The following is a 26,424-nucleotide window of genomic DNA, read 5'->3' as shown; positions in this document are numbered from 1 at the left end:
TCGAATCATTTTCGGACATGGATGTCTTTTACTCCCTAGCTAGAAAGTTTCAATAATCGTTAAAACTAAAACGCCCAATGGCAACATTGGGCGTTTTTTTATGTATTCAGCCTAGGTGTTTTATATCTTCTACTCTGGACAGGAATTCATCTACGCCTTTAGCGACCAAGTGTCCTGTCGCAAAGCACGCTGTTAATAAGTAGCCGCCTGTTGGCGCTTCCCAATCCAACATTTCACCCGCACAAAAAACACCAGGCATGGCGTTCAGCATTAACTTTCCATCAACGCTACTTTCACATACGCCACCGGCACTGGAAATTACCTCTTCTATCGGCTTGGTTTTGTAAAAACTGACAGGCACGGCTTTTAAACATCGAGCTAAGGTTTCTGGCGTCTGGAAGGCTTCTTTAGGAAACGACTCATGCAGCAGCACCGCCTTCACACCAGTGATACTCAGCGTGCGTTTAAGGTACTTACTAAAAGATTCTTTGGGCTTGGTATTACGCAATTTTTTGATGACTTGCTCTTCACTTTGCAGGGGCAAAAAATCCATTAACAAGGATGATAGGCCTGAGTCATTAATGCCATCTCGCAGGTATTTAGAAAACGCATAAATCAGGCTGCCTTCCATACCATCTTGAGTAACAATGCACTCGCCCTTTTTCGTCACCACTTGCCCGTCAGCTAAGATAAATGAAAACGCCACATCTTTAAGAGGACTACCAGCAAATTTTGTTTTTAAATGCTCACTCCACTCACTGTAAAAGCCGCAGTTAGCGCTTTGTAGAGGAGCAACGTCGACACCATTATCCGTCAATACAGAAGACCAAGCACCGTCAGAACCTAACTTTGGCCAGCTTGCCCCGCCCATTGCCAACACAATCGCATCGGCCTTTGCCGTCACACTTTCACCAGCATGATCAAACACGACTTCATTGGCTGACAACTTGATCATTTTGTGGCGCATATGAAACTGCACACCGGCATCACGTAAACGCTTTAACCAATTACGCAATAACGGGGCGGCTTTCATGTCCTTGGGGAAAACTCGGCCAGATGTGCCAACAAAGGTTTCGATACCTAAGTCGTGAATCCATTCACATAAGGCATCAGCATTGAACTGACTAATTGAAGTATTAAGCCATTCGGCTTTATTGTAATAGCGCTGGATAAACTCTGGATAGGCTTCGGAGTGGGTAATGTTCATGCCGCCCACACCGGCTAATAAAAACTTACGGCACGCACTGGGCTTGGCATCGTATACATGAACCTGATGGCCAGCGGCACAGATCCCTTCTGCTGCCATCAGGCCTGCAGGGCCTGCTCCAACAACAATAACTGTTTTCTGCGCTTGCGCCGCTTCTTGCATACTTACCAACATCACTTCAAAGAGTTACAAAAAAAGAAGTGTATGATAAAGAATTTTGACTCACGTCCCAATGATTTCTAGTGAAATACAAACTTTAAATCATTCAGCCTTAGGTTTACTCTGCACACCTGCGGTCAAGGCCAGACGCATGGCTTCTTCTACGCCAATATCCAACTCAGTCAAACGGTCGCGGGATATATAAAGCGTCATACCGCCAATCTGATAACTTAACGGTACATAAACGCCGACTAAGTCTTGCTCGCCAAACAACTGCTGTCCGGTTTGCTCACCCGTCACAAAACCAATCACTTGCGCGCCGTTCCATTCAATCGACACAACGCTTTTCATTTCTTTCTTTTCCGCCAAATTAAAGACCATCATCATGTCTTTAATCGCACCGTAAATGGACTTCACTAACGGGATGCGCTCGAAAATGTTATGACTAAGCTTTACCAAATAACGAACACCATAAAGGTTGACTAAAAAACCAATCAACACCAAAGTGCCCAAAGTGGCGATTAAACCTAATCCGGGAAAATACAGCACATCAGGAATAAGAAGTAACAACAAGGGCTGCGCAATCGCTTCGCCCGTCGCCAATAACCAATAGATCAGATACACGGTTAACCCAATCGGTAACACCGCCACCAGCCCTTTAAGCAATAACGTAATCAATTTATTCATGTTTGAAATGATCCTCTAAAATTGTTCACAGCATACCGCAAGCTTTGTGCCACTCCTATTACTCCGAGTAAGACTTAACGAAAAGATTGCTGAAATCTGGTTAGCCTTATACCCTTTTGGACAATCCTTACTTTTTTATCTGCTTATTACACTAGAGGTAGCAATAACGTGAACTACAAACGTCTTGAAACTTTTGTTTGGGTTGCCTCTTTAGGAAACTTCCGTAAAGCCGCCGAGCGCCTCCACACCACTCAACCAGCTATTTCAGCTCGGATATCAGGGCTAGAAGAAGAATTAGGCGTCAAACTGTTCGAACGAGAAGGCGGCTCCAGCCCGATTATGTTGACCTCAAAAGGCAAAGAATTACTCCCTTATGTGGAAAAAATTCTTTACCAGACCGAGCAGCTAAAAAAGCGAGCGGGGCTTTCTACTGCGTATTCTGGTGTGCTGCGTTTGGGGGTTTCAGAAACCATAGTTAATACTTGGCTACCTGACTTCCTTTCAAGGCTCAACAAGGACATGCCCAATCTTGATGTGGAAATGACCGTTGATATTACCAGCAACTTGGCCAATGGTATAAAAGACAGGTCATTGGATTTAGGACTTTTGATGGGGCCGATTTCAGAGCCAAATATTGTTAACCGAGAACTCTGTACATTTTCTCTTTCTTGGGTAGCTAGTCCAAATTTAAACTTGCCAGATCGCTTATTATATTTGGAAGAATTAGCCAAGTGGCCCATTATCACTTACGCTCGGGCCACCAAGCCGTACGTGGAAATAAACAATAAATTTCGCGAACTTGATGGACCGCCAGCACATTTCTTTGCCTCCACTTCATTAGCAGCTTGCCGTAGCTTAGCCATTGATTCTGTTGGCATTTCCACTTTACCTAACATCATGATCGCAAAAGAATTAGAAGCTGGGACGCTACGAAAAATAAGAGCAGTGTGGACACCGAATGCCCTGACCTTCACCGCATCTTATTCTGATGAGCCTTTTAACCCAATAGCGGAAGTTGCAACAAATATTGCGGTTATCGCGGCACAAGAGTACGACAGAGAACAAAGCTCCACCTGAATACAGTTTTAAATCCATAGTGCGAAAAAAAGCTTGGCACACTAAGGACCAAGCTTTTCACAAATTAAAACCAAATGACTAACCTTGCAGAATGACTTCTATCTCTTTCGCCAATTCAAGAAGCGGCTGATCTAAACCATTGCCAGCCGTCAACATCAGTCCCATGGGTTCTTGTTGAAAACGAAATGGCAAAGAAATACTACAGCCATTTAACACATTGGCTAACGACGTATTACGCAAACACAACAGGTTCAAACGATCATAGTCAGAATCTTTTGCTAAGTCCGACAACTTAGGCGCAACAACCGCCACTGTTGGCAGCAAGAAAACCGTATTTGGCTCTTCTTCTGACATCCGCTTAATAAACGCCTGACGAACCGCTTGAGTTTGCTGAAAATCTTCTGAAGTAATGGTGTTCGCACGGGCGATACGAGAGGCCACTCGTGGGTCAATATTTGCTTTGTCTAGATCATAATTCTGACTATAAAACGCCTGACTTTCAAAAGCGGAAAACTGCCAAACAGGCAAGGTTTTGTAGGTTTCAAGCGCACCTACACAACGTCGTTCCACCACCACTCCAGCGGCTTCCAGCTGAGCTACTTTCTCGGCAAAACCTTGTTCAACCTGCGCATCCAAATCGTTCAAACCAAAGTTACTTGGCACCACTATTTTCAATTGAGAAAGCTGAGAAGGGTCTGTGCTTTTTGCAGTCTCAGATGAAGTCTCTGCTCCAGACAGTACCTGCCACAGCAACTCACACTCCGCCACTGTATTAGCAATAGGACCGATTGAATCAAGCGCGTCTGATAAGGGCAAACAACCTTCCCTTGATACACTTTGCTGTGAGGGTTTAAAGCCCGTTAAACCACAAAACGCCGCTGGAATTCGTAATGAGCCACCAGTGTCTGTACCAAGTGCCGCGTCCGCTACACCCAAAGCGACCGAGGCCGCGCCGCCACTGGTTGATCCTCCGGTAATGTGACCTGCATTAATCGGATTGTCCGGCGTGCCATAGTGAGGGTTTAGTCCCAATCCTGAATAGGCAAGTTCGGTCATATTAGTGTGGCCCAAGAAACTTGCACCCGCTGTTCTTAACTTGGCGACAGCGACGGCGTCTTGCTCAGCAAGCTGAGGAGTAATAAACACCGATCCAGCTTGAGTCTTATAGCCTTGTACTTGAAATAGATCTTTGATTGAAATAATCGCCCCATTCAACGGTCCTTTCTGAGGCTCAACATAATCAAAATGCTCAGTAAAAACAGACTGACCTTTTGTCTCAACAATCTTTAAAGCACTCTTCCATTGGGTAATAAGGTCTCGATCCTGCCAAGCAAAAGTCGATGCGTTTGATTGAGTCATACTTAGCTCACTATTGGTCATTATTTTGCCTGAAACTACATCCCTTGATCCACTTCGTCAAAGAGAGAATAATCGTTTCCACATATTTGATAAAAAAAATTGATCAAATAACCCAAAAAAACACGATTAGACTTTTAAGGTAGGCAAGATCTACTCTTGGTTAACAGATTGTGGCAAGAATAAGGAAAACCTCCATGCAACCAGCTCAGTCACCACTACTGCAACAAACCTATAATTTGCGCCAAGCGATTCGTAGTAAAAACCATACAGGTCCAACCAGTGGTTTAGCGCAAGGCGCGATGCAAGGTAATGTGGTGATTTTGCCAGCAGATTGGGCGAGCGAGTTTTTACTTTATTGCCAAAAAAACCCGGTGTCCTGCCCTTTGATCGGTGTTTCTGAAGTCGGCGATTTTACCATGCCAGAGCTTGGCCACGACATTGATATGCGCCACGACATTCCAGAATACTATGTTTACCGCAATGGCGAAAAGGTCGAAAGCCGATCCGATATTGAAGAGTTATGGCAAGGCGATATGGTGGCTTTTGTATTGGGCTGCTCTTTTTCTTTTGAAAATGCTTTGTCTCAAGCAGGTCTTACACCAAGAAACATAGAAGAAGACGTAAACGTTTCTATGTTTGAAACCAATATAGCCACCGTACCAGCGGGACGTTTTTTTGGAAACACGGTAGTGACTATGCGCCCTTATACACCAAAAGATGCGATTCGAGCGATTCAAATCACCACTCGTTTCCCAAAAGCTCATGGCGCGCCATTACACTTTGGTTCACCACAAGATATTGGTATTACCGATTTGAGCAAGCCAGATTACGGCGATGCTGTAAACGTAAAAGACGGAGAAGTACCTGTTTTTTGGGCTTGTGGAGTCACCCCACAGGTTGCCATTCGTAACGCAAAACCATCGATTTGCATTACCCATTCACCAGGAAAAATGCTGGTGACAGATATTTTAGATACCGACCTTGCTGTTCTTTAGCCTTACAAAGAACACCTGAGAAGCTCTGCGCAGATAAAAATATCGCGCTATTAATAATAAGAAACACACAACAACACTTAAAATAGGAACGATTACTATGTCAAAGTTATCCAATGCATTAATTGTTAGCGGCATCGCTCTTGGCGGTCTGACCTCTACAGCCAGTTTTGCTGAAAAATGGCATATGCCAACGCCTTACGGTGATGGCAACCTACAAACGCAAATCGCTTATACCTTTGCGAAAGAAATAAAAGACAATAGCGACCTTGAAATTACTGTTCACTCTGGTGGCTCTTTAGTAAAACATACTGAGATTCCTCGTTCTGTGAAGTCAGGTCAGGTTCAAATGGGCGAAATGTTCTTGGGTATTTTGGGTAATGAAAACCCCATTTACAAACACGACAATATTCCGTTCTTAGCAACGTCTTTTGAAGATGCTAAAAAATTGTGGGAAGCCGCAAAACCATCCATTGCTAAAGAACTTGATAAAGACGGCATGATGTTGCTTTACACTGTTGCGTGGCCAGCGCAGAGCCTTTACAGCAAAGATGCAGTGAACACTTTGTCAGACCTAAAAGGCCAGAAAATGCGCGCTTATAGCCCAACGCAATCTCGTCTTGCTGATTTGATGGACACCACACCAATGACGATTCAAACCCCAGACATTCCTCAAGCTTTTAGTACTGGTATCATTCAAGCCATGATTACATCACCGTCAACAGGTGTTGATAGCCAAGCTTGGGATTATGTGAATCACTACACAGATGTAAAAGCATGGATTCCAAAAAACATTGTGGTGGTCAACAAGCGCTCATTCCGTCGTTTGGATAAAGCCACTCAACAAGTCGTACTAGACGCTGCGAAGCACGCGGAAGCGGCTGGTTGGACTCAAATTGCAGCACGCGCAGCGAAGGACAAAGCTACCTTGGTTGAAAACGGCATGATGGTATCAGACCCGTCTCCTCAGTTAGTTGAAGAATTAAAAGCCATCGGTAAAACAATGACAGAAGAGTGGAAAGCAGAAGCACCAAAAGAGATTGGTGAAATCCTGACTCGCTACCAAAACTAATGACTTATATACATCCCCACCACCCTTGAAAATAAGGGAAGGGAATAGTAATTGCTCCCCTGCTAAGGGGAGGCTAGGTGGGGGTAAAAGAAAGACTAACAACCCCACCCTAACCCTCCCCTTGAAGATAAGGGGAGGGAATAGTAAATACTCCTCCCCCTGCTAAGGGGGAGGCTGGGAGGGGGTCTCTAATTGCTCTTCAGAAAAGTGAACACTATGAGCCAATTAAAAGAAAAACTTTACCTCTGCTCTGGCCTGCTGTCCGGTTTGTGTATCGTTATTATTACCTCGCTTTTATTAGCACAAATCGTCGGTCGTTTATTCGGTTTTATTGTCCCCTCTGCGGAAGACTTCGCAGGCTATGCACTTGCGGCATCAACCTTTCTTGGCTTGGCTTATACCTTCCGTGAAGGCGGCCATATTCGAGTTACCTTGCTGATTCAACGATTTTCTCCGGTACCTCGCAAGATTCAAGAAGGCACGATTCTAATCCTGTCCTTAGCGTTATTGAGCTATTTGTCCTATGCCTGCTGTTACATGGTGTACGAATCCTATATTTATGAAGAAGTGTCATACGGCTACATTCCTGTGCCACTTTGGATACCTCAACTGCCTGTTGCCATTGGCGTTATCGCACTCAACCTAGCTATTTTGGATGCATTAGTCTCCGTACTAGGTGGTAAACAACCCACTTACAGTGAACAAGAAGACGCCGTGTCTTTGGAGGAAATCTAATGGATATGATGTGGATTTCTATCCTGCTGGCATTTGCCATGCTTGCCCTTTTGTCGCTGGGTGTTTGGGTATCTTTTACTCTCATTGCCATTGGCGGTTTGGGCTTAATTCTTTCCGAAAACTATCAAGTGGATTTGCTTTTCGCGACCTCAAGCTGGGGGGCAAGTACCGCATGGTCACTGACCGCTTTACCACTGTTTATTTGGATGGGTGAAGTGCTGTTTCGTACGCGCTTATCAGAAGATTTATTCAAAGGTCTGTCGCCTTGGTTGGGTGGCGTTCCGGGTAAATTACTGCATGTAAATATTCTTAGTTGTGGCATTTTTGCTGCGGTATCGGGCTCTTCTGCAGCCACCGCAGCGACGATTGGGCGTATGACCTTGCCAGAACTTCGAAAACAAGGTTACAGCGATCGTATGGCCATCGGTACCTTAGCAGGATCTGGAACATTGGGACTGTTAATTCCACCATCGATTATTTTGATTGTTTATGGCGTCGCGGCAGAAGTCTCTATCGCACGTTTGTTTATCGCTGGCGCTTTGCCGGGGTTATTACTTGTGTCTTTATTTATGGGCTTCACCATGATCTGGGGACACCTGCACAAAGACGAATTACCTAAAACAACAGGCCATGAAACTAGCTGGTCTGCGCGCATTAAAGGCTTGCGCAAACTATTGCCTGTGATGGGTTTAATTGGCTTTGTTTTAGGCTCTATTTACGGTGGTATTACGACGCCAACAGAAGCCGCGGCTTTGGGCGTGGCGGGCGCTTTGGTACTTGCTGCATTCACAGGCTCGTTAAGTCGTCATAGCTTTATGGACAGCTTATTAGGCGCCGTTAAAAGTTCTTGTATGATTGGTTTCATCTTGATCGGTGCGCACTTTCTGACATTGGCAATGGGCTTTTTAGGTATACCTAAAGCCTTGGCGTTGTGGATTTCGGGCATGTCTTTGTCACCTATGGAATTGATCCTATACCTCACCGTGTTATTCGTGATTTTAGGCTGTTTCTTGGATGGTATTTCTGTAGTGGTGCTGACTGTAGCGGTCATTCTGCCAATGGTACAAGCAGCCAATATTGATTTGCTATGGTTTGGTATTTTCATCGTCTTAGTGGTGGAAATGTCGCAAATCACGCCACCCGTTGGTTTCAACCTTTTTGTGATTCAGGCCCTGACTGGGAAGAACATTTTGTATGTAGCAAAAGCCGCTTTGCCGTTCTTTTTACTGATTGGCGTGGCTATTCTGTTAATCAGTGTATTTCCTGAAATTGTGACCTATTTACCAACAACCATGTCTCAAAACTAAGCTCTTAGCCGTAGACGAGAACGAGGAATCAAAGATGAAATTAAATTGCGATATGGGCGAAGCATTTGGCGCATGGAAAATGGGCTTAGACGATCAAATAATGCCGTTTGTCGACTTGGCGAATGTCGCTTGTGGCTTCCATGCTTCTGATCCATTGACCATGGCAAAAACCGTTGCCTTGGCAAAACAACATAATGTCACCATTGGCGCGCATCCGGCTTATCCAGATTTGGTCGGCTTTGGTCGTCGTAATATGGACATCGCCACCGCTGAATTAAAGGCGTTGATTCAATACCAAATTGGCGCGTTAAAAGGCATCTGCGAAAGCCAAAACACCCAAGTGGATTACGTCAAACCTCATGGTGCTTTGTACAACACCATGATGGCGGATTTCGCTGTGTTAGACACAGTGATGCAAGCGGTAAGCGAACTAGATGCCACCATGCCATTAATGGTGATGGCGGTACCAGAAGCCCCTGAAATTAAGCAGATGGCCAAGAAATACGGCCTGAGTATTTGGTTTGAAGCCTTCTCTGATCGTTTATACACAGACGAAGGTCGACTCATGCCACGCAAAGAACCTAACGCCGTTCATGCCAGCTTTGATTTGATCGAAAAACAAGTCGAGCAATTATGTGAAACAGGCACCTTGACGACGGCGTCTGGCAAACAGCTGGCGATCCATGCTGATACCATTTGTGTACATGGCGATGGCGCTCATGCGGTGGATGCGGTGACACGCATCCGTGCACTGGTTGATCGACTAAAGCTGACTACTCCCCAAAGTAAGACAAACGCGAAATAAATCATGAGCTGTGAAGATTTTCCAAACATAGACATGGTCAGCAATCAGGCCTGCTTGTTGACCTTTAGTCAGGTGATTAGCGAAGCCACTTCTAATTACATCGCCCAAGTAACACAAGAGCTGGTGAAGTTAGCGGGCATTGTGGATTTAGTCCCATCTTACACCACGCTTTTAGTGGTATTTGACGATGATCATTTTGATCGCTTTGCTATTTTCAAAACCATTCGTCAGACCATAGAAGCCATTGATCCTAATGATTTTTCAGTTAAAGATCAGCGCGAAGTGGTGATTCCTGTGTATTACGGCAAAGAAGTCGGGCCTGATATCGAAGACGTTGCCAAGCACTGTCATTTAAGCATTGAGGAAATAATTCAGCGCCACAGTGAAACAACCTACCGCGCCTACGCCATTGGTTTTACGCCGGGCTTCGCCTTTTTGGGCAATACACCCGATGAACTTCATGTACCAAGAAAAACCACACCTCGTTTGAAAGTCCCGATTGGCAGCGTGGCGTTAGCAGAAAACCAAACCGCGGTTTACCCCAGCGTAACACCCGGCGGATGGCAAATTATTGGCCGAACGCCAGTCAATTTAATTGATTGGGGAAGTGAAAATCTCGCACTGATCGCCATGGGGGACTCGGTTCGATTCGAGCCGATTTCTCGAGATGAGTTCTTGGTACAAGGAGGTCAGCTCGATGGCTTTTAAAGTAATTAAACCCGGTTTATTGGCACTGGTTCAAGATTTGGGTCGTCACGGCCATCAGTCTATTGGGTTAACCACGGGTGGGCCGATGGACGAAGTTGCCTTTCGTTGGGGCAATGCTTTGCTCGATAACCATGACAATAGCCCACAAGTCGAAATTACCTTTGGCATGCTCACTCTGGAAGCACAAGCCAACACTAGCATCGCCATTACTGGCGCGGACCTTGGAGCAACACTAAACGATAGAAGCATCACGCCTTGGCAAACTTACGCCATTAAAAAAGGCGATATCTTAGCCTTCCACCAGCCTATTTGGGGCTTGCGTGCTTATCTTGCGGTGAAAGGCGGTTTTCTTTGTGAACCAACGCTAGGTAGCGTTGCCACGGTAATGCGTGAAAAAATTGGCGGTTTAACGGGCAAAGGTGACAAGCTAAAAAAAGGCGATATGTTAGCGTATCAAGCTGACTCTGATCATCAGCAAAGATCGGTGCCACGCTTAGCGATTCCCAATTATGGCAACAGAGAAATCCCAGTGATTTTAGGTTATCAATACCAGTCTTTTTCCTCTTTGGAGCGGGCAAATTTTTTCTCTAGCGATTACACAGTATCGTCAAACTCAGACCGCATGGGTTACCGCTTGGAAGGGCAAGAAGTTCACAGCGACTTAAAAGGCATTATTTCTGAAGGTATCGCCTATGGCGCAATCCAAGTACCCAAAGACGGCCAACCAATTGTCTTGCTGCAAGACCGACAAACCATCGGCGGCTACCCAAAAATGGGCTGTGTGACACGTGTTGGCGGTAGTATTTTAGCGCAGCAAAAGCCGGGGGATATTATTCAGTTCACACCGATCACCGTTGACCAAGCGGAGCAAGAGCGTCATTTACAAATGGCTCGACTCGCTCAGTGGCGTTGACACCATCTCATCGAGGTAAAGCTGGGTAACCAGCTTTGACATTTACTTACCAAACTTTCATTCCATTCCTGTGTTTTTGTCTTAGACTGATATATCGAGGTTTTTGCCTTTAGTATCGACGGGATTGCATCTATTTATGAGATTGAAAGTCATTGCTTGTCTAGCTCTGTGCCTTTTTTTATTAGGTGGAAAAGCGTATTCAGCGGAATTACGCTTCGGCTTTACAGGCCCCCTAACTGGCCCAAACACTTTTATGGGCACTCAAATCGTACGAGGTATCGAGTTAGGCTTTAAACGCATCAATGACAGTAAAAAACTCAACTACCAGCTATCTTTAGTCCCCTTAGATGACGGTTATGAACCTAGTAGAACCCCCTCCCAAGTATCCACTCTCATTAATGATTATGGGGTAAAGGCCATGCTAGGTAGCGTTGGTACACCGACGAACCTTGCGTCTCTTAGTGTTTTATCCAAATACGATATACCACTTATATCGCCCCTCACTGGTGCGCAATCTATGCGAACAGAGAGATCTTCTCCCTTTATTTTTAACACTCGGGCAAGCTATACAGAAGAAGCCTACTATTTAGTAAATATTTTAGTGAATGACTTGGGGATAAGACCAGATGAAGTGGCTATTTTTGCACAAAAAGACAGCTACGGAGACGCAGGATTAGCAAGCGTAATAGAGGCACTAACGGACGCAGGTCTAAAAGACTCAGCATCAATACTTCAGATTAGGCATCAGCGAAATAGTGATGAAGTCAGCCATTCTGTTGCCGATGTATTAGGCGTTTTCCCCACACCAAAAGCCATTATTATGGTCAGCACCTACAACACCAGCGCGAACTTCATCAAGCGACTTGAAGACTTTGGTATCTCGCCGGTGTTTTCCGCTTTTTCATTTACAGGGCTAGAGGCTTTACAAACGCACATTAGCGACACCAAGGCGAAAGTATTAATCACGCAAACCACACCTTCGCTTATTAATTCTCAAGCTCCTATTATCAAACAATTAAAAGAAGATATGGCACGATTTGGCGACGCTACACCACCAACAACCATGCAACTTGAAGGTTACATTAATGCACTCATTGTTGGGCAAGCACTTTTACCACTCAAAAACGTGCCTACCAGCCAAGAGATTGAAGATAGCTTAAAACAACTCGCGAAGAGTTATCATGATTCTCAAGAACAAAACGAACTTGCTGTGCTAAACCCAAATAAGAGACATATTTGGATACAACTTATCCACAATGGTGTATTAAAAGAGTTGTCTTATGCTGACATACAGTAACCCACCACTAAAACGAGAGACTTAGTAGATTCTTATCATGATGACATTAGATCGACATCACTTATCCATATCTCCCCTAGTGTGGTTATTAGCATTCGTCGCTTTGATATCGTCCATCATAGGCGCAGTAATATTAACCATCACCTTGCAAGAGCTCACAGCACAAAGACAGGGTCTAAGAAGTCAGCAAACGAAACTCTTAGATGCCTCCGCAGAGCTAAGAGCAATCGTCCCTACTTACCGCGACCAGCTTCGCCAAGTGTTGCTAGAGGGTGTAGTCCCTACCGTCAGTAACCAATACAATCTTAGTTTATATTATCGTGCGGTTGCGACGCTTGAAACCGAGTCTAACGATGCAGAAACACAACAAATCAGTTCTGAATTAGCAGAACAAGGGCCAAATATACTAGCCACAGCCAAGCAAATAACTGACTGGCACATTCGCAACGCAAAGCATGATTTGGATGAAATAGAACTCAATTTAAAAAGTAAAGCACTAAATCAACTACAACAATTAAAACGCCTTACCTATCGCATGACAGGCAACAACCGTTTACAAGAAAACTTCCTTATCTATCAATACAACACCGCCCCTTACGAGAAAAGAGATGACCTTGCTAAAGCGTATTTGAAACTGCGCCTGTCGCGCCTTGAGTCTGCGCTAAATACCGCCATGGAAGACATTAATACCTTAGAGGTTTCACTAAATGTGATGATCGCTTCCAATTCATTAAGTGTCATCACGGATCTCAAAGACAATCAAATTAAGTCATCGCTGGATCGCTTAGATTACGTCATCGCTGAATCCGCTAAGGTACATCCAGAAACAGCAGAAAGGTTACAACAGGAAAGAAACGCCCTTGGCAGCACGCTTTTTGGCGAGGGCTACTTTTTTGATAATACAGAACAAGTCATCAAGCTAGGAACTAAAGGGCTTTTCCAAGAACGGACCGAGCATATTACTCTTGGGGAAGAACAAATTAAGCTCATCAGTTTATTGGAAAAAACCTTTTCTCCGTTACCAAGGTTAATGGATCAAATTGGTGAATTTGTTCAACTTAATTCAAAAAATCTAGACCAAAAGATTGAAAACCAACTAACGGAAGTGAAAACCCGCATTCTTTGGATCAGCGGCATTTCCATCACTATATTATTACTATTAGCCTGGGCTATTTCTCGTCGTGTTACTCGACAGCTCTCCAGCTTTATCGAAAGCGAAGAACGTTTTCGCTCTATGTTTGAATTTACACCCGATCCAGTCTGGATTCTGATGGATCACAAAATGGTAGAGTGTAATAACGCGGCAGTTCAAACACTCAAATACTCTGAAAAAGACGCCTTGTTAGGCAAACAAATAGGCGATATATCCCCCTATAAACAGGCGGACGGCGCGCTTTCCTCGTCCAGCTTAAACAGTCATTTAAGACAAGTAGCCTTGCATGGCAACACCAGAACAGAATGGGTTTTCCAAGGTTCAGATGGTGAGCTAATTCATGCCGACATGACCATTCTATCGATTTCATTTAATGATCGCCCCGCCACTATTATCTCTTGGCGTGACGTGACGGAAAAGTTCATCTCACAACAGTCACTCGCACAATATAAAGAAAAACTAGAAAACGACATTGCCTTGCAAACCAAAGAGTTGCAAACAGCAAAAGAAGCAGCAGAAGACGCCAACCAGGCAAAAAGCGAATTCCTTGCCAATATGAGTCATGAAATTCGCACCCCTATGAATTCCATCATTGGCATGTCTTCTTTGGCTCTTCAAACCTCCTTAAATGACAAACAGCGCGGTTATATCGAAAAAGTCAGTCATTCAGCCGAATCGCTTCTCAATATTATCAATGACATTTTGGACTTTTCAAAAATTGAAGCGCGCAAAATGGACATTGAGAGTGTGCCATTTATCCTGCCTAGCCTTATCCACAAGGTAGCGCACGTACTTGAACTTAAAGTAGAGGAGAAAGGCCTAGAACTGATCATAGACATTGACGCAAACGTCCCTCAACAAGTCGTCGGAGATCCAACTAGACTTCGCCAAATCCTGCTTAATCTCGGCAATAATGCGGTTAAATTTACTAAACAGGGTGAAATTATCATCCGCGCCACCTGTTCAAAACAAGATCAGCAAGAAAACTTGATCCACTTCTCGGTTCAAGATACCGGTATAGGCATCAGCAAAGACAAACAAAACAACCTATTCAAATCCTTTTCTCAAGCCGATACTTCAACCACTCGACGCTTTGGTGGCACAGGCCTTGGTCTTGCCATATCAAAACGACTGATTCAATTGATGGGCGGCGATATCTGGGTCGAAAGTGAAGACAATAAAGGCAGCACCTTTCACTTTACCGTGGGATTCCAATCCACAGAAAATGTCGCTTCTCAATATGCATTAAACAGACATACTAATTTAAGCCAAGTAATGATTGTCGATGACAATGACACGGCCAGAGAGGTTTTAAAAGCCAGTGTAGAAGCGCTTGGCCTTGTCTGCCATACCTGTAGCAGTGGCCACGAAGCGGTTCAGTACATAGCGTCACTTAAAGCAAAATCTCAGCCTTATCCGTTGATGTTGATTGATTGGAGAATGCCGGAACTGGATGGTATAGACACCTGCAAAGCTATTCTTGAGCAGACCCAAGACACCACCCCTATCACTATTATAATGGTCACGGCGTATAGACAAGAGGAAGCTCGCAAAGCGGGCGAAGAGCTACCGATTGCAGCCTATTTAACCAAACCTGTCACGACATCCAGCCTATTCGATCAGATTATACAGTTATGCGGCCCCCAATCTGTTTCGCTTATTGGCAATAGCAACGACAGTAATGACATCGTATTTTCTTACGAGCTGGCAGGCGCCAATGTGTTGCTGGTTGAGGACAATGAAATCAACCGCGAATTGGCCGAAGAATTACTCTCACGTAGCGGTATTCAATTTACCTCTGCAACAAACGGACAAGAAGCGATTGACTTACTAGGATCCGATCACTTTGATTGTATTTTGATGGACTGCCAAATGCCGGTAATGGACGGTTACACAGCAACCCAAAAAATACGCACTATGCCAGAGTACAAGGATATTCCGATTATCGCCATGACGGCCAACGTAATGGCAGAAGACATTCAATACGCTAAAACCTCTGGAATGAATGATCACATCGCTAAACCTATCCATTTTGACACCATGTTTAATACCTTGCGCACCTGGATCAAACCCAACATTAATAACACTCGCGCAGGATTAGTATCTACATCACCAGATAATACAGATACTGCAGAGCTACCAGATAGCATGCACATAGACGCAGAATTAGGTTTAGCAAGAACACTAACTAAACCACTTTATACTCGGCTGTTAACACGTTTTCTGGAAACACATACGTCCTTCATCGATGAATGTAACGCGGCCATAAAGCAGGGTGATCTTGTATTAGCCAATAGATTAGCGCATACACTAAAAGGAACCGCCGCGACCTTAGGTATGATCGAACTAGCAACATCGGCCGGCCAATTGGAAAACGCTTTAGAAGAGGCTAATGTCAATATAACGCCTATACTGTTATCTGTAGAACAGGATTTAACTATTGTCCTAAATGATCTTAGAGCGTGGCATACGATTTATAGCCATGCTGTAGAAAAAGAAACCACAGCATCACAGTCAATGAACCAAGACGAATTAAAAAAGAATATTGAAAAATTAACCACTTATATCGATAAAAATGTGGTGGAAGCACTTTATCTAGCACAAAATTTGCTTCCAAATATCGCCAGCAAAGAGGCTTATGCCATGATGGCAAAAGTCGTCGCAGCCTTAAAACTTTACGACTTTGAACTGGCAGCAAAACACTTAACTATGCTTATCGAACATTTAGAAGACTCTGAGAAGTAGACATCATGATGAAGACGTTTGAGCAATCTAATACGACACAACCACTAGAGAGACCGACTATCCTGATCGTTGACGATACGCCAGAAAACATTGACGTTTTAGTTGCGTCCTTATCTGATGAGTACACAGTTAAAGTCGCTTTAAATGGTATGAAAGCCTTAGCAATTGCGGCTTTATCACCACGTCCAGACCTTATACTGCTAGACGTTATGATGCCTGAAATGGATGGCTATGATGTCTGCACACAATTAAAAGCCAATCCCGTAACAGCTAATATTCCAGTTATTTTTGTGACGGCCAAACACGACATCAAAGATGAAGAGAGAGGGCTCTCCTTAGGAGCCGTAGACTACATTATCAAGCCCATCAGTCCGCCTATCGTTCGTGCCAGAGTCCGTACACACCTCGCTTTATATGATCAAAATAGACAGTTACAGAAAAAAGTAGACGAGCGTACCAAGGCACTGCAAGCCAGCCAGCTCCGCATTATTCATCATCTTGGTCGTGCGGTAGAGTTCAAAGACAATGAAACTGGCGCTCATGTTATTCGCATGAGTCACTATGCACGCATGATTGCACAAGAATATGGCGGCAATGAAGAGTGGATAAACCGGATTTTTCAAGCCGCCCCAATGCATGATGTAGGAAAAATAGGCATCTCTGACGCCATTCTTTTAAAACCAGGCAAGCTCACACCAGAAGAATGGGAAAAGATGAAACTTCATACGGTTTATGGTGGCGAAATATTTGCTGAAGACGACGATCCAATGCTGCAAATCGCAAAAACCATTGCCCTTACCCATCATGAAAAATGGGATGGTAGTGGCTACCCGAATGGCTTAAAAGGTGAAGAAATACCATTAGAGGGTCGTATTGTCGCCATTGCAGATGTGCTCGATGCGCTGATGTCAAAACGCCCTTATAAAGAAGCATGGAGTTTAGAGGCGTCTCTTACCTATATTAAAGACAGTGCGGGCAGTCATTTTGACCCAAACCTGGTTCCTCTACTTAACAATCTAACCCCCCAGATTTTGTCGATCCGACAACAACACCCAGACAAAGAAGAAGACATAATCGTTAAATAGCTTTTATCAATCACATCTTTAGTTAATAACAATTTTTACTATTACATCGTTTTCCCTAATATGTGTCCTGTTGGTAACGCACTCAAACACACATTAGGAGAAACACAATGATCAACACTCAAATCAAACCATTCAATGCAACGGCTTTTAAAAACGGCGAATTCGTAGAAATTTCTGAAAAAGACGTGCTAGGCAAATGGGCCGTATTCTTCTTCTACCCAGCTGATTTCACTTTCGTTTGCCCAACTGAACTTGGCGATGTGGCAGACAACTACGCTGAACTTCAATCTCGCGGTGTTGAAGTATTCTCTGTCTCTACAGACACTCACTTCACTCACAAAGCATGGCACGCAAGCTCTGAAACAATCGGCAAAATCCAGTACTACATGGTTGGCGATCAAGCTGGCAACGTAACAAACAACTTCGGCGTAATGCGTGAAGGCCAAGGTCTTGCAGACCGCGCTACATTCTTGATCGATCCAGAAGGCACTATCCAAGCCATGGAAATCACAGCTGAAGGTATCGGCCGCGACGCTCAAGACCTACTTCGTAAAGTAAAAGCAGCACAATACGTAGCCGCTCACCCAGGTGAAGTTTGCCCAGCAAAATGGAAAGAAGGCGAAGAAACACTAACCCCTTCTCTAGACCTAGTTGGCAAAATCTAAGCTAACTGCTGTGTAGACAGTCGTTGTGACTCTTTCTTCTGAAAGAGTCACTCTTCTCTCTCCACGCTAGAAGAAAACACAGCTCTTCAACACAGTAAATCACTCAATCAAACAGGTTTCATCATCATGTTAGAAGCAAACTTAAAACAGCAGTTGGGCACATACCTGCAAAATATCGTTAATCCGATTGAAATTACTGTGTCCACAAACGGTTCAGCAAAATCAGAAGAATTACTTGAATTAGCTCGCGAAATTACCGAGCTTAAAAGCGACAAAATTACCCTAACGGTTGATGCAAATTCACAAGGTCGTGCGCCGCAAATGGCCATTGCGCCAAAAGGCGAAGCAGCACGTGTGCGCTTTGCAGGCATCCCAATGGGCCACGAGTTTACCTCTCTCGTACTCGCTCTATTACAAGCGGGTGGTCACCCATCCAAAGCGGCACAAGAGACCCTAGAACAAATTAAGTCTCTAACATCTAAATTGAACTTTGAGGTGTACATTTCCCTCTCTTGCCACAACTGTCCAGACGTTGTGCAAGCCGTTAACTTAATGGCGGTATTAAACCCTAACATTACCGCGACCATGATCGATGGCTCTTTATTCCAAGACGAAGTAAACGAACGCAACATCATGGCCGTGCCATCTGTGTACCTAAATGGCGAACTCTTTGGCCAAGGTCGCATGACACTGGCAGAGATAATCAACAAAGTAGATACAGGCGCAGCAGACAAACAAGCGGCCGAGTTAGCAGAAAAAGCACCTTACGACATGCTCGTTGTTGGTGGCGGTCCAGCAGGCGCAGCCGCAGCCATTTATGCAGCTCGTAAAGGCATCCGAACAGGCGTCGTCGCTGAACGTTTTGGTGGACAAGTCAGTGACACCATGGCGATTGAAAACTTCATTTCTGTGAAAGCCACCGACGGCCCGAAATTGGTCGCCGGCCTTGAACAACACGTATTGGATTACGATGTTGACCTAATGAAGCTGCAAAAAGCCGTTCGCCTAGAGAAGAAAGAATTCATCGAAGTAGAATTGGAAAACGGTGCAATACTAAAAAGTAAATCCGTTGTGTTAGCCACTGGCGCACGTTGGAGAGAAATGAACGTACCGGGCGAGCAAGAATACCGTAACAAGGGTGTAGCTTACTGCCCACACTGTGACGGCCCATTGTTCAAAGGCAAAAGAACCGCGGTTATTGGTGGTGGTAACTCAGGTATCGAAGCGGCAATAGACTTGGCGGGTATCACAGAACACGTGACCGTGTTTGAATTTGCCGACACCTTGCGCGCCGACGATGTATTGGTGAAAAAAGCTAACTCATTGCCAAACGTTACTATCATCAAAAATGCTATGACAACCGAAGTAATCGGCGATGGTCAGCGCGTTATTGGTTTAAAATACACAGATCGCTTAACCGACGAATCACACCTTGTGGACGTGGCGGGGATCTTCGTACAAATCGGCTTGGTACCAAACAGCGAGTTCTTAAAAGACACGTTGGAGTTAACGAACAGAGGCGAAATCGTCATCAACGCCCACGGTGAAACCTCTATTCCAGGTGTATTCGCAGCAGGCGATGTTACGACAACACCTTACAAGCAAATCATCATCTCCATGGGTGGCGGCGCAACCGCAGCTCTAGGCGCATTTGATTACTTGATTCGTAACTAAGCAAACAACTAGAGTTATATAAACCGCCCTCTGGCTTAGCTGGATGGCGGTTTTTTGTGTTCTAGAATCAATAAAAAAACTTAACCCCCAAATGAGGGTAGAGAGAGCACCATGCGTAACCTATACTGATTAAATATTAAGTACACATTTAACCCTTATAGCTTACAAAGAGTATTCGTTATGAGTCGCTTATTTAGCCTTAGTCTACTTCTAATTGTGTTATCTGGTTGTGCAGGACAAGTTCAGAAAGATTCAGACATTATAATTCATGGGATAGAAAACAATGATATGGCTGTGTTAAAAAGCCATAGAGACAGCCCTTACATTACAACATCTAAAATAGTACAAACTGGCTTTATTGAGTATTCTAATGCTATGGAAGCTGCCATCTATAATAGAAACCTAGACGCAGTGAAATATTTATCTAGTATTAACGCTGCTCACAAAGTATCTATATGGTTTTCAGGATCAAGTGGTGAATGGGAAAGAACGCCGGTCAATATCCCTGCGGCAGAGCTGGCGTGTGGCGTTGCTGAATTTGAGATTATGGAGTTTCTATTAGAGCACTATCCAGACGACATTCCGAACTACACCAATTGCTTACATTACATCGTTTCAACAATTTCATATTACCCAAGTGTGCACTTTTTTATGCTAAAAAACCCGGCCCCAACCTTTCGTGATGGGAAAAATACCGCTATTGCAGTACAAAAAATAATAGATATGGGTGGCGACCCAAACAAATTACCTGAATATGGCTCTCCTCTTTATGAGTCAGTATTCACGTCTACAACAAACAATTTATTAACCGCTTTACTCGAAAATGGCCTAGACGCGAACATGCGATATTCTTGTGTCCACGGAAAGTGTATGTTTCTCACCGAACTTGGAAACTACCTCGATGAAGTGCAGTCTTCTGAAAGAGCTAGAATACTGGTGAAATATGGAGCAGACGTTAATATAACCCATAACACTCCAGTCATTGTTGGCTTTAACGTTTCTGGTTCATATCTATACGAAACAAAAAGTATGACTCCTCTGCATAACGCCGAGTTTTTTGATCGGAATATATTAGCTGCAACTTTGATTGATTTAGGGGCAGACCCAACACACAAAAATGCAGATGGTTATACCCCTGAAAGCTTTAAAGGCAAATTTGCTCAAATTAAAGTTCTACGTGAAAAACAAGTAGCCATGAATCAACAAAGAGCACTACAGCAGCAGGCACAGCAAAACCAAGACAGTGGCGGCTCCTTCGGTGGCTCGATACTGGATGTAATGGGTGCCATTGGCGCTGGCGGCCTCTATTAAGGAAAGAAAAAACGGTTGTTAACCCTAATGCTGTTCACTTAAGCGGAACAGCATTACGAGATACCGGATATCTCGTCTTTGATTGCTTTACCATGCGAGGCCGACTAGGCCTCGCTGTCTTTCGCTCTAAAAACAAATTACACACCCCAGACCTTAACTCCTTAAGACGCATTCCTGTCTTCGATTCTGGCTTAGCCGCAGCCATCACGATCAAATTGGAAGCAATAAAAGTAAACGCCATTTTAAAACGCACATCGCTCGCTCGTTGACCATGTGATGCGGCCGCATGACTCGCCTCTCGACGCACGATATTGTAGGCCAGTAACATCCCCCACATTTCTTGATAGATTAAATCGATTTTCTTACTGCGCAACGTAATGGCGTTGTTGAGCATAGAGGATTTGATGTCACGAAACCCTAATTCAATTTCCCAGCGCTGATGGTACAGTTGAGCAATCTTATCCGCTGGGTAGTCGCTGATAGGAAGTGATGTCAGTACCGTCTTGGCTTTTCCTTGGACGTCATAAGTTATGGCTCGTACATCCCAATATTCAGGAAGATTAGCATTCTTCTTGCGGGCTTGTGGGGAGACTTTCATACCCCATAATGCATCTCCTTCACCATATTCTTCAATGACCTCATACACAGTATTGCTGCGTTTGGGGATTAACCAATGCCGTTCTTTTCCCCCATTCATCAACGCATGCATGAGATTGGCACTCCAAAAATTCCGATCCAAGAGTGTAATACTGCGATCTGGGATCTTATCTAACACCGCTTCTGCTAATGGCGTTTCACCTTTGCGGTAAATGTCTACCTGAGCATCTAAAATAACGTGGGAGTGCGTATTCATCAGAGCAACACAGCGCAATAACGGATAGGCGCTTTGCTTGCCCCTTGTATTGCTGGCACTACCGAAGTGCTCTCGTAATTCTGGTGTGTCTGGGGTGCGAAAAACGACACCATCTATTGCGAATACTTGCAGTCCTTGCCAATCATCTTGAGCAAATCGTTCATTGGCCCAATGCTCACCTGTACGCTGGAAAAGCCACTGCATAGGATCTGAACCAAGTCGCTGTCTCGCTTGAGATACGCCACTCTTGGCAAGAAGTTGTTTTGATGCTAAGCCTTCTGAACAGATATTTAAGCGCCTAGCCACTTCTTCAATCGCTTCATCCCGAAAAAGAGCCATCCCTAGTACCAACCAAAGCACTTGGTCTTCGGGTAAGCGTCGTCGCCTGATGCTTGCGCTTGAGGAAAGGGTTAATGCGGACTCAATCCACTCAACGGGAACATTCTGAGTGAAGGTTGAATGATCTGAGAAGGAGTGGAGCTCATCTATACTAAGAAGTAACTGCTGAATAGACACAAAAAAATCCGATTAAGAAAGCTTAATCGGATTTTCTGAGGCTATTCAATTAAATTCAACCCTTAAGTGAACAGCATTAGTTGTTAACCCCCCTTTTCTGACCAACATAAACAAAACTTGAGCCGCCATCTAACTTAACTAGATAGCGGTTTTATTGTGTTCTGGAATTAAGTACAAGTACAAGTACTTACTTGAAGGAATATTTAATGGATACGCTAAGTTACTCAGCTTTTAAAGCAAACCTTGCTAGCACATTTGATAAAGTAAATGACGATCACAAGCCCATTCTCATTACTCGTCAGGGCGGCAAACCGGCTGTACTTATTAGTTTGGAAGACTTTCAAGCGTATGAAGAAACGGCCTATTTGATGGCAAGTCCAAAAAATGCCTCTCGTTTAAACGAAGCCATTGCCGAAGTGGAAGCAGGCAAAACACAGACAAGGGAACGGATTGAGGAATGATATTATCTTGGGCGGGAAATGCATAAAAAGATATCTTTACTGGCAGCAAAAAAATAAGAAGACCCCGTATATCGTCCAGTGTCGTTATCATTACTAAAAGACGAATGCGATAAAGCCAATACAAACGTCAATCTGTATTGGCTTTTCAGAATTTAAGACCGCATTATTTTGCGGCTTTTTCATCCCATGCTTTTAGCTCTGACTTCGACCAAGAGCCATAGGAGGCATTAGGCATAACGATCCAATCGTTACCAAAATGCTTGGCTTCTTTGGCAACTAAGCCGCGTTGGTAATCTGTCGATTCTTTGTTTTTAAATTCAGCAGCAAAATCATGCAGGCTGTCACCAATTAACATAATAATATCGTGATTTTTACGGGCAATCTCACGACGAGACTCTTTCGACTCGGTATAAAGCAGCACATTATCACTAGCCACTTGAGGCAGGTTCAGTTTTTTCAGCGTCTTAAGTGTATCGGCTTTGTTCTCTTGAAAACGATCCGAGATATAGTAGATTTTCACGCCTTGCTGCGTGACAAAATCGATAAAATCTTTTGCACCTGGAATCAAGGTCGGTTCGCCTTTTTTCTCCCAATCACTCCACGTATCCCAAGAAGTATAATCGTGACAATTATTTACATCACGAACTAATAACGGAGTGTTATCTATCACTGTTTCATCCAAATCCAACACCACAGCAGGCTTTTTATCCGAGTGATGATTCGCTAAAAGCTGAATAATACGCTGTGTCGCAAACTGGTATGCCTGCAACTGCAGCGCCATCACTTCGGCAGACTGCTGCTGATAACGCAATGCCATGTTGTACTCTTTTGCTTTACAAACAACGTCTTGGTCTGCTGAAAACGCGGCATTACTGCTCAATAAAGGTAACGCTACGAGTAAAGAGGTGGTAATTTTTTTCATAAAACGAACTACTCCTTTTTTGTTTATGGGTAGATAAGGTGACATATTTTTTTATTAAACGCCAATTTAATTACAGCTCAAACCTATTCGTTTCATATCTACGCAATTTGGACATAGACTTCATTTAAAACAACAAAGGCATTAGGGGAAAATCATCGCGAGACTCTAATGTAAAGTGGTACATTATTTGACACTACTTCCATAGCACTCACACAATAAAAATATGAGGTAATCCATGATCACAGCACCAGAGCTTAAACATTTTGCGACGTTAGAAATCGAGGTGGCCGCACCGCAAGAGATTGGTAAAACCCTTCACGGCGAACGTCGCATCATTCCTATCCTAGGCGGCAAAGTCACCGGTGACGGCTGGCAAGGCAAGGTGCTTGGCGGTGGTGCCGATTACCAGCTAATTGTTTCACCAAGAATGTCTCACTTAGATGCTCGCTACGCCTTTGAAACAGACCAAGGTGAACGCATTTACATCCATAATGAAGCAATGCGTGTAGCGTCTGCTGAAATAACTCAAAAGATCAAAGACGGCGAGCTCGTAGACCCAAAAGACGTGTATTTTCGCAGTGTCCCCAAATTTGAAACCAGTTCAGAGCGCTTTCAGTGGATTACCGAGCGAGTTTTTATCGGCGTCGGTGTTCGCAAGCCCACATCAGTGGAATTACAAATTTTTGAAGTCTGTTAGATAAAAGTTACAACGCTTCCAAATACTCTAACGCTTGTTCTGACTCGATGGGTCGAGAAAAGTAGTAGCCTTGCAAATAGGTGACATTAAGATCTCGTAAGACATTGGCTTGCTCTTCTGTCTCGACCCCTTCTACCACCACCTGATAATTTAACTCTTTGGCGATAAGCAGTACGGCAGTAATAATGCTGAGCCCGCTGCCTTGTATGGTATCAACAAAGCTTTTATCAATTTTAACGATGTCGACGCCCATATCTTGCATCGAAGAAAGGGAAGAATAACCCGTACCAAAGTCATCAATAGAAATCTGTACGCCCATTTCCTGCAATGCTTTAATTTTCTGCATTAACCCCTGTTTATCCGAAGCGAAAAAAGACTCGGTGATTTCAATATTCAAGCCGGAAGGGGCAAAATCATATTTTTGGAAGATATTCGAAATTTGCTCGACAAAATCCTCATCTTGAAACTGTGCCACAGAGACATTGACGCACATAGTCAGATTCGGAGATATGAGTTGAAATTTCTTCGCTTGTTGACACGCTTGCTCTAGCACCCACAAACCAATGCTTTTTATCTGGCCATATTGCTCGGCTATAGGAATAAATTGATCTGGTGCTATTGGTCCAAAAGCGCTATTCCAGCGCAGTAAGGCTTCAAAGGCGTCCGATTTTCCTGTTTTAGCGTTCACAATCGGCTGATAAACAAGTCTTAACTCCTCTCTATCAATCGCTGTAATTAATTGGTCTCGTAAATTAAATTCACGCTGTAGTTGCAAACGCAAAGTCTCATTAAAATAACCTACACTGCCCTGTGCATGGCGCTTTTGTTGATACATCGCCATATCAGCATGCTGAATTAACACCTCTTTACGCTGGCTGTGTTCTGGATAAATCGAGATACCAATAGTGGCACCAATTGTCACTCGATAGTTATGATCAAAATAAGGCTCTGATATTTTTTCAATCAACGCTTGGGCAAAAGTAGAGGTTTGTACAATAATCTCATGAGGCAATACAACAAGGAACTCATCCCCCCCCCCAACGACAAACAAGCTTAGATTCACTGTTGAAGTTTTGAATACGTGTTGCCGCCATGGTTAGAACCTGATCTCCCACTTCATGACCTAACGTGTCATTAATCCCCTTAAAACCATCTAGGTCGATAAACAAAATAGCCAATTTTTGTTCTGGTTCATCTTCAATCAGACTATTCAGCATCTCTAAAAATGCCTTACGATTAAAAAGACCTGTAAGCGCATCCGTATTAGAAAGAGTAATATAGGCTTGTGTTCTTTCTTCGACTTTTTGCTCCATTTCGGACAAAAGTTGATCGTGTTGGTGCTTTATAGCAATAGCGCCTTTGGTAAATTCAGCTGACTTATAAGCGGATAACACAATAGACATAAGAAAGAAAAAACCTAAGCAACCAAGTGTTTGATATGAAGGCACGGTTGAAAAATTAAGTAATACTGAATAAGGCAAAACTAAGATAATAATATACGTAATAGACAGCGATTTATTGGCAGACAAAATGCTCGCCGAACCACTAGCAAAACTCGCTACAATGACCATAGTAGCCGTCAATTCAAGGTCACTCGCCTGATCGTAAAAATATATGGTATAAAAAGACCACATCAGTGCAGTAGCGATTGCACCAAGAGAAAATAAATATAAATCGTATTTTGGCTCTTTGGATATACGTTTTTTATATTTCCTACCTAATATAAAACGAAAAGCGACTAAAATGACCATTACCAGCCACCAAATAACTTTTTGATTTTGGTTGGTACTTATTTCAAAACCAAAAACTAAAGCGGCACTCGTAATAAGTATAATTATAAGACCAATAGACAGTGGACTATAAAGCAGCCGATTTGCTTCTACTTGAATGACTTTATCAATATTTTTTTGGGTCATAAGATCGCTCTAATATCTAACAGGTATAGCATCGAGGAGACTGTTGGACTGGACCATAATAGTTAACATCCATATCACTTTCATTCATCATATACTTAGAGGTTCTGC

At 43.7% G+C, this 26,424-nt stretch carries 23 protein-coding genes; 16 read left to right on the top strand and 7 right to left on the bottom strand.

The window, feature by feature from the left end:
• Positions 1–106 precede the first annotated feature (106 nt).
• Both AC2A4J_RS02230 and AC2A4J_RS02225 read right to left on the bottom strand, forming a co-directional pair.
• Positions 107–1,369: a TIGR03862 family flavoprotein gene (locus tag AC2A4J_RS02230; RefSeq protein ID WP_484174740.1), complete on the bottom strand. Its 1,263-nt coding sequence runs from the start codon at positions 1,367–1,369 to the stop codon at positions 107–109.
• Positions 1,370–1,468: 99 nt separating this feature from the next.
• On the bottom strand, positions 1,469–2,053 hold the full coding sequence (locus AC2A4J_RS02225) for a DUF502 domain-containing protein (protein WP_484174739.1): 585 nt from the start codon (positions 2,051–2,053) through the stop codon (positions 1,469–1,471).
• A gap of 168 nt (positions 2,054–2,221) precedes the next feature.
• Here AC2A4J_RS02225 and AC2A4J_RS02220 point away from each other — a divergent pair, with 168 nt between their 5' ends.
• Complete coding sequence (locus AC2A4J_RS02220; RefSeq protein WP_484174738.1) at positions 2,222–3,130, top strand: LysR family transcriptional regulator; 909 nt, start codon at positions 2,222–2,224, stop codon at positions 3,128–3,130.
• Between the two features lie 78 nt (positions 3,131–3,208).
• Here AC2A4J_RS02220 and AC2A4J_RS02215 read toward each other — a convergent pair whose 3' ends face one another.
• Entirely contained in the window at positions 3,209–4,510 is a 1,302-nt protein-coding gene (locus tag AC2A4J_RS02215) for an amidase family protein (protein ID WP_484174737.1), read from the bottom strand.
• A 173-nt stretch (positions 4,511–4,683) separates the two neighbouring features.
• Between AC2A4J_RS02215 and AC2A4J_RS02210 the strand changes: the two genes are divergently transcribed.
• The 13 genes from AC2A4J_RS02210 (at position 4,684) to AC2A4J_RS02150 (ending at position 20,951) form a co-directional block, all read left to right on the top strand.
• Positions 4,684–5,484, top strand: a complete 801-nt coding sequence (locus AC2A4J_RS02210; protein ID WP_484174736.1) for a putative hydro-lyase — start codon at positions 4,684–4,686, stop codon at positions 5,482–5,484.
• A 97-nt stretch (positions 5,485–5,581) separates the two neighbouring features.
• Positions 5,582–6,553: a TRAP transporter substrate-binding protein gene (locus AC2A4J_RS02205; RefSeq protein ID WP_484174735.1), complete on the top strand. Its 972-nt coding sequence runs from the start codon at positions 5,582–5,584 to the stop codon at positions 6,551–6,553.
• Between the two features lie 216 nt (positions 6,554–6,769).
• The gene (locus AC2A4J_RS02200; protein WP_484174734.1) at positions 6,770–7,288 is read left to right on the top strand and encodes a TRAP transporter small permease; all 519 of its coding nucleotides are present in this window, start codon (positions 6,770–6,772) and stop codon (positions 7,286–7,288) included.
• Entirely contained in the window at positions 7,288–8,595 is a 1,308-nt protein-coding gene (locus AC2A4J_RS02195) for a TRAP transporter large permease (RefSeq protein WP_484174733.1), read from the top strand. The genes AC2A4J_RS02200 and AC2A4J_RS02195 overlap by 1 nt, the downstream gene beginning before the upstream one ends.
• 34 nt (positions 8,596–8,629) lie before the next feature.
• Positions 8,630–9,400: a 5-oxoprolinase subunit PxpA gene (locus AC2A4J_RS02190; RefSeq protein ID WP_484174732.1), complete on the top strand. Its 771-nt coding sequence runs from the start codon at positions 8,630–8,632 to the stop codon at positions 9,398–9,400.
• A 3-nt stretch (positions 9,401–9,403) separates the two neighbouring features.
• A complete protein-coding gene (gene pxpB / locus AC2A4J_RS02185) occupies positions 9,404–10,108 on the top strand; it encodes a 5-oxoprolinase subunit PxpB (RefSeq protein ID WP_484174731.1) in 705 nt (234 codons plus the stop codon).
• Complete coding sequence (locus AC2A4J_RS02180) at positions 10,098–11,021, top strand: 5-oxoprolinase subunit C family protein (RefSeq protein ID WP_484174730.1); 924 nt, start codon at positions 10,098–10,100, stop codon at positions 11,019–11,021. Before pxpB ends, AC2A4J_RS02180 begins: the two co-directional genes overlap by 11 nt.
• 136 nt (positions 11,022–11,157) lie before the next feature.
• Positions 11,158–12,318 (top strand): ABC transporter substrate-binding protein, encoded by a 1,161-nt coding sequence (locus tag AC2A4J_RS02175; protein ID WP_484174729.1) that lies wholly within the window; start codon positions 11,158–11,160, stop codon positions 12,316–12,318.
• Between the two features lie 37 nt (positions 12,319–12,355).
• Positions 12,356–16,216, top strand: coding sequence for a response regulator (locus tag AC2A4J_RS02170; protein WP_484174728.1), 3,861 nt, complete (start codon positions 12,356–12,358; stop codon positions 16,214–16,216).
• A gap of 5 nt (positions 16,217–16,221) precedes the next feature.
• Complete coding sequence (locus AC2A4J_RS02165; protein WP_484174727.1) at positions 16,222–17,301, top strand: response regulator; 1,080 nt, start codon at positions 16,222–16,224, stop codon at positions 17,299–17,301.
• 107 nt (positions 17,302–17,408) lie between these two features.
• Positions 17,409–17,966: an alkyl hydroperoxide reductase subunit C gene (gene ahpC, locus AC2A4J_RS02160; protein ID WP_255827604.1), complete on the top strand. Its 558-nt coding sequence runs from the start codon at positions 17,409–17,411 to the stop codon at positions 17,964–17,966.
• Between the two features lie 126 nt (positions 17,967–18,092).
• Entirely contained in the window at positions 18,093–19,640 is a 1,548-nt protein-coding gene (gene ahpF / locus AC2A4J_RS02155) for an alkyl hydroperoxide reductase subunit F (protein ID WP_484174726.1), read from the top strand.
• Between the two features lie 180 nt (positions 19,641–19,820).
• Positions 19,821–20,951 (top strand): ankyrin repeat domain-containing protein, encoded by a 1,131-nt coding sequence (locus AC2A4J_RS02150; protein ID WP_484174725.1) that lies wholly within the window; start codon positions 19,821–19,823, stop codon positions 20,949–20,951.
• Between the two features lie 34 nt (positions 20,952–20,985).
• On the opposite strand, the gene AC2A4J_RS02145 is transcribed toward AC2A4J_RS02150, so the two are convergent.
• Positions 20,986–22,314: an IS4 family transposase gene (locus AC2A4J_RS02145; protein WP_484175084.1), complete on the bottom strand. Its 1,329-nt coding sequence runs from the start codon at positions 22,312–22,314 to the stop codon at positions 20,986–20,988.
• Positions 22,315–22,526: 212 nt separating this feature from the next.
• Between AC2A4J_RS02145 and AC2A4J_RS02140 the strand changes: the two genes are divergently transcribed.
• Positions 22,527–22,781: a type II toxin-antitoxin system Phd/YefM family antitoxin gene (locus AC2A4J_RS02140; RefSeq protein WP_484174724.1), complete on the top strand. Its 255-nt coding sequence runs from the start codon at positions 22,527–22,529 to the stop codon at positions 22,779–22,781.
• Between the two features lie 163 nt (positions 22,782–22,944).
• On the opposite strand, the gene AC2A4J_RS02135 is transcribed toward AC2A4J_RS02140, so the two are convergent.
• Positions 22,945–23,703, bottom strand: a complete 759-nt coding sequence (locus AC2A4J_RS02135; protein WP_484174723.1) for a 5'-nucleotidase, lipoprotein e(P4) family — start codon at positions 23,701–23,703, stop codon at positions 22,945–22,947.
• A 235-nt stretch (positions 23,704–23,938) separates the two neighbouring features.
• On the opposite strand from AC2A4J_RS02135, the gene AC2A4J_RS02130 reads away from it, so the two are divergent.
• Positions 23,939–24,400, top strand: a complete 462-nt coding sequence (locus tag AC2A4J_RS02130) for a DUF3237 domain-containing protein (protein ID WP_484174722.1) — start codon at positions 23,939–23,941, stop codon at positions 24,398–24,400.
• Between the two features lie 7 nt (positions 24,401–24,407).
• On the opposite strand, the gene AC2A4J_RS02125 is transcribed toward AC2A4J_RS02130, so the two are convergent.
• Positions 24,408–25,463, bottom strand: a complete 1,056-nt coding sequence (locus AC2A4J_RS02125; protein WP_484174721.1) for a putative bifunctional diguanylate cyclase/phosphodiesterase — start codon at positions 25,461–25,463, stop codon at positions 24,408–24,410.
• Complete coding sequence (locus AC2A4J_RS02120; RefSeq protein ID WP_484174720.1) at positions 25,426–26,316, bottom strand: GGDEF domain-containing protein; 891 nt, start codon at positions 26,314–26,316, stop codon at positions 25,426–25,428. The genes AC2A4J_RS02125 and AC2A4J_RS02120 overlap by 38 nt, the downstream gene beginning before the upstream one ends.
• Between the last annotated feature and the right edge of the window lie 108 nt (positions 26,317–26,424).

Source organism: Marinomonas sp. ATLA20, from assembly GCF_057180105.1.
This window is presented reverse-complemented; position numbering and strand designations above follow the sequence as displayed.

Bases quoted from the DNA above. Each gene is read 5' to 3' on its own strand.
- AC2A4J_RS02230 (WP_484174740.1), bottom strand. From the start codon at position 1,369: ATGCAAGAAGCGGCGCAAGCGCAGAAAACAGTTATTGTTGTTGGAGCA.
- AC2A4J_RS02130 (WP_484174722.1), top strand. From the start codon at position 23,939: ATGATCACAGCACCAGAGCTTAAACATTTTGCGACGTTAGAAATCGAG.
- ahpF (WP_484174726.1), top strand. From the start codon at position 18,093: ATGTTAGAAGCAAACTTAAAACAGCAGTTGGGCACATACCTGCAAAAT.
- ahpC (WP_255827604.1), top strand. From the start codon at position 17,409: ATGATCAACACTCAAATCAAACCATTCAATGCAACGGCTTTTAAAAAC.
- AC2A4J_RS02170 (WP_484174728.1), top strand. From the start codon at position 12,356: ATGATGACATTAGATCGACATCACTTATCCATATCTCCCCTAGTGTGG.
- AC2A4J_RS02200 (WP_484174734.1), top strand. From the start codon at position 6,770: ATGAGCCAATTAAAAGAAAAACTTTACCTCTGCTCTGGCCTGCTGTCC.
- AC2A4J_RS02195 (WP_484174733.1), top strand. From the start codon at position 7,288: ATGGATATGATGTGGATTTCTATCCTGCTGGCATTTGCCATGCTTGCC.
- AC2A4J_RS02140 (WP_484174724.1), top strand. From the start codon at position 22,527: ATGGATACGCTAAGTTACTCAGCTTTTAAAGCAAACCTTGCTAGCACA.
- AC2A4J_RS02135 (WP_484174723.1), bottom strand. From the start codon at position 23,703: ATGAAAAAAATTACCACCTCTTTACTCGTAGCGTTACCTTTATTGAGC.
- AC2A4J_RS02165 (WP_484174727.1), top strand. From the start codon at position 16,222: ATGATGAAGACGTTTGAGCAATCTAATACGACACAACCACTAGAGAGA.
- AC2A4J_RS02215 (WP_484174737.1), bottom strand. From the start codon at position 4,510: ATGACCAATAGTGAGCTAAGTATGACTCAATCAAACGCATCGACTTTT.
- AC2A4J_RS02225 (WP_484174739.1), bottom strand. From the start codon at position 2,053: ATGAATAAATTGATTACGTTATTGCTTAAAGGGCTGGTGGCGGTGTTA.
- AC2A4J_RS02210 (WP_484174736.1), top strand. From the start codon at position 4,684: ATGCAACCAGCTCAGTCACCACTACTGCAACAAACCTATAATTTGCGC.
- AC2A4J_RS02150 (WP_484174725.1), top strand. From the start codon at position 19,821: ATGAGTCGCTTATTTAGCCTTAGTCTACTTCTAATTGTGTTATCTGGT.
- AC2A4J_RS02190 (WP_484174732.1), top strand. From the start codon at position 8,630: ATGAAATTAAATTGCGATATGGGCGAAGCATTTGGCGCATGGAAAATG.
- AC2A4J_RS02205 (WP_484174735.1), top strand. From the start codon at position 5,582: ATGTCAAAGTTATCCAATGCATTAATTGTTAGCGGCATCGCTCTTGGC.
- AC2A4J_RS02175 (WP_484174729.1), top strand. From the start codon at position 11,158: ATGAGATTGAAAGTCATTGCTTGTCTAGCTCTGTGCCTTTTTTTATTA.
- AC2A4J_RS02180 (WP_484174730.1), top strand. From the start codon at position 10,098: ATGGCTTTTAAAGTAATTAAACCCGGTTTATTGGCACTGGTTCAAGAT.
- pxpB (WP_484174731.1), top strand. From the start codon at position 9,404: ATGAGCTGTGAAGATTTTCCAAACATAGACATGGTCAGCAATCAGGCC.
- AC2A4J_RS02120 (WP_484174720.1), bottom strand. From the start codon at position 26,316: ATGACCCAAAAAAATATTGATAAAGTCATTCAAGTAGAAGCAAATCGG.